Origin of the sequence: Rathayibacter sp. AY2B7 (assembly GCF_002931635.1) — a bacterium.
Taxonomy (GTDB): domain Bacteria; phylum Actinomycetota; class Actinomycetes; order Actinomycetales; family Microbacteriaceae; genus Rathayibacter.
The window spans coordinates 1-2,973 of record NZ_PSUC01000182.1; the positions used below are offsets into that span (position 1 = coordinate 1).

Below are 2,973 nucleotides of genomic sequence, written 5' to 3' on the forward strand. Positions count from 1 at the left end.
CGATCGAGGAGGGCCCGCCGGAGCCGCGCGGGATCGACCCGCCAGAAGGTGTGCACGCGCCCGTCGATCAGCACCACCGGGATCTCCTCGACGAAGCGCTCGTGCAGCTCGGGATCGTCGAGGATCGACACCTCCGAGACGGCGACCGACACCTCGCCGCCCAGATCGGCGACCACCTGCTCGACCACGGTCCGCGCGTCGTCGCAGAGATGACAGCCCGGCTTGCCCACGAGCGTCAGCTCCACGTCCACCATGCGGTCAGTGTACGGCGGCCCCGGCGACGGGCGCCGAGACGGCGAGCGCCGCCGGGATCATCTCCCGAACGCAGACGAGCGCCCGACCCCGGAAGGGCGGACGCTCGAGTGGGAAGAGGCGCGAGCCTACTTCTTGTTGCGACGCTGGTGGCGAGTCTTGCGAAGCAGCTTGCGGTGCTTCTTCTTCGCCATACGCTTGCGACGCTTCTTGATGACAGAACCCACGAAGACCTCACAACGTTCAGGGGGTCGACCGCCCGACGGGCGGCCGCTTACGAAAAACTGGCTCCCGCGAGCTTACACGACCCGGGGCTCCACCGGTTCCGGCTCCTCGGCGCCCCTCACTTGCGGATGCGCAGCGCCTCCGCGACCTTCGTCGCTCCCTCGCTGACGCCCCGCTGGATGTCCTGCACCACGGTGCTGACCTGGTGGGTGCGCTCGGCGAGCGCCCGACCCAGCGACTCCGCCCGGGCCGCGGTCGGAGCGTCGAGCAGGGCGCCGGCCGCCTCGTCCTCGGCGAGGAAGGGCAGCAGCCAGTCCTCGACCTCCGCCAGCGGCGCGTACTCGAGCGCGTAGAAGCGGTGCTGTCCGCTCTCGCGCACCGTGACGAGGCCGGTCTCGCGCAGCACCTTGAGGTGCTTGGAGACGGTCGGCTGGCTCAGCTCGAGGCGCGCCACGATCCGCGACACGCTCATGCCCTCGGCCGAGCCGTCCCGCCGCTGCTCGAGCAGCAGGGCGAGGATGTCCCGGCGGGTCCCGTCCGCGATCACCCCGAAGATGTCAGCCATGCGCCCAGGCTAGTCAGCGCCCCGGGGGCCCGGCACCGAGCGGGTAGCATGGCCGCGATCGAGTGGAGGATCCGCCGTGGTGGTTCGGCAGCAGTTCCGCAGCCCCGTGGGCGTCTCGCCCGTCTCCCCCTGGTCGGGGTTCGAGCGGGCCCGCGACCTCATCGACGACTTCGCCGGACGCTCGCCGTCCCGCTTCGCGATCCTCATCTTCTCGGCGCTCGTGCTCGTGTTCACCCTGCTGTTCTCGCTGCCGGTGTCGAGCACCACGGGCACCGTCACTCCGCTGCACGACGCCTTCTTCACCGCGATGTCGGTGATCTGCGTGACCGGCCTCGCGACGGTCGACATGGCGACGCACTGGTCGGCGTTCGGCCACTCGATCATCTTCGTCGGCGTGAACATCGGCGCTCTGGGAGTGCTGACGCTCGCCTCGATCATGGGCCTGGCGATCTCGCGCCGCCTCGGGCTCCGGGCGAAGCTCATGGTCGCCAGCGACTCGAATCCGCTGCGGATCCACTCCGGCCCCGTCGCCGAGGGCCAGGCCGTCCGCCTGGGCGAGATCGGCGGACTGCTCGCCACCGTCGCGATCAGCGCCGCCGCGATCGAGATCATCGTCGCGCTCCTGCTGTTCCCGCGGATGCTGATCGACGGGATCCCGATCGGCGAGGCCGTCTGGCACTCCTTCTACTATTCCGCGATGGCGTTCACGAACACCGGCTTCGCCCCGAACGCCGCGGGCCTCACCCCGTTCGAGGACGACTACTGGTTCCTCGGCATCCTGATGCTCGGCGTCTTCCTCGGCTCGATCGGCTTCCCCGTCATCTACGCCTTCTCCCGCGGCTGGCGGCGCCCGCGCAAGTGGTCGGTGCACGTGAAGCTGACGCTGGTCACCTCCGTGATCCTGCTCGTCGCCGGGGCGGTCCTCTACATCGTGCTCGAGTTCGACAATCCGAGGACCTTCGGCAGCCTCGATGCGGGAGACACCGTCTTCCAGTCCTTCTTCCTCTCGACGATGACGCGGTCGGGCGGCTTCTCGACGATCTCGATCCCCGACCTCAACGGCTCGAGCCTGCTCGTGACGGACATGCTGATGTTCATCGGCGGAGGATCGGCCTCCACGGCCGGCGGGATCAAGGTCACGACCCTCGCGATCCTGTTCCTCGCCGCCTTCGCCGAGGCCCGCGGCAACAACGACATGGAGGCGTTCGGCCGCCGGATCCCGAACGACGTCCTGCGCCTGGCCGTCTCGGTCGTGCTGTGGGGCGCGACGACGGTCGCCGTGTCGAGCGTCCTGATCCTGCACATCACCAAGGCCTCGCTCGACCACGTGCTCTTCGACGTGATCTCGGCCTTCGCCACCTCCGGGCTCTCGACGGGGCTCACCGCGGAGCTGCCGCCGTCCGGGGTCTACATCCTGGCGCTGACGATGTTCATGGGGCGCGTTGGTACCGTGACTCTCGCCGCCGCGCTCGCCGCGAGCCAGCGGAGGCAGTTGTTCAGACGACCGGAAGAGAGGCCCATCGTTGGTTGACCGCATCAGGTACGACGCCCCGGTGCTGGTGATCGGCCTCGGGCGCTTCGGAGCCGCCACGGCCGGCCAGCTCGACCGCCTCGACCGCGAGGTCCTCGCCATCGACGCCGACGCCGGTCTCGTGCAGAAGTGGTCGGAGAGGGTCACCCACGCGGTGCAGGCCGACGCCCGCTCGCTCGACGCCCTCGCGCAGATCGGCGCGCAGGACTTCCAGGTCGCCGTCGTCGCGGTCGGCTCCTCCATCGAGGCGTCCGTGCTGATCACCGCGAACCTCGTCGACCTCAAGATCCCGCAGATCTGGGCGAAGGCGATCTCGCGCTCGCACGGCAAGATCCTCGAGAGGATCGGCGCGAACCACGTGATCTACCCCGAGGCGGAGGCGGGCGAGCGCGTCGCGCAC

At 69.6% G+C, this 2,973-nt stretch carries 5 protein-coding genes; 2 read left to right on the top strand and 3 right to left on the bottom strand.

Features of this window, described 5'->3' with window-relative positions; translation table 11 throughout:
• The 3 genes from C5C27_RS17075 to C5C27_RS17085 form a co-directional block, all read right to left on the bottom strand.
• Window positions 1–254 (bottom strand): glutaredoxin family protein (locus tag C5C27_RS17075; protein WP_104314995.1); only part of this gene is annotated, 254 nt, incomplete at its 3' end.
• 126 nt (window positions 255–380) lie between these two features.
• Window positions 381–479: a 30S ribosomal protein bS22 gene (locus C5C27_RS17080; RefSeq protein WP_003792170.1), complete on the bottom strand. Its 99-nt coding sequence runs from the start codon at window positions 477–479 to the stop codon at window positions 381–383.
• 116 nt (window positions 480–595) lie between these two features.
• Window positions 596–1,042 carry a helix-turn-helix transcriptional regulator gene (locus C5C27_RS17085; RefSeq protein WP_104224854.1) on the bottom strand — a complete coding sequence of 149 codons (447 nt, stop codon included), beginning with the start codon at window positions 1,040–1,042 and terminating at the stop codon, window positions 596–598.
• A 160-nt stretch (window positions 1,043–1,202) separates the two neighbouring features.
• Here C5C27_RS17085 and C5C27_RS17090 point away from each other — a divergent pair, with 160 nt between their 5' ends.
• The gene (locus C5C27_RS17090) at window positions 1,203–2,573 is read left to right on the top strand and encodes a TrkH family potassium uptake protein (RefSeq protein ID WP_258060566.1); all 1,371 of its coding nucleotides are present in this window, start codon (window positions 1,203–1,205) and stop codon (window positions 2,571–2,573) included.
• Window positions 2,566–2,973: TrkA family potassium uptake protein (locus C5C27_RS17095; RefSeq protein ID WP_146079751.1), on the top strand; the 408-nt coding region annotated here is incomplete at its 3' end. The genes C5C27_RS17090 and C5C27_RS17095, both read left to right, overlap by 8 nt.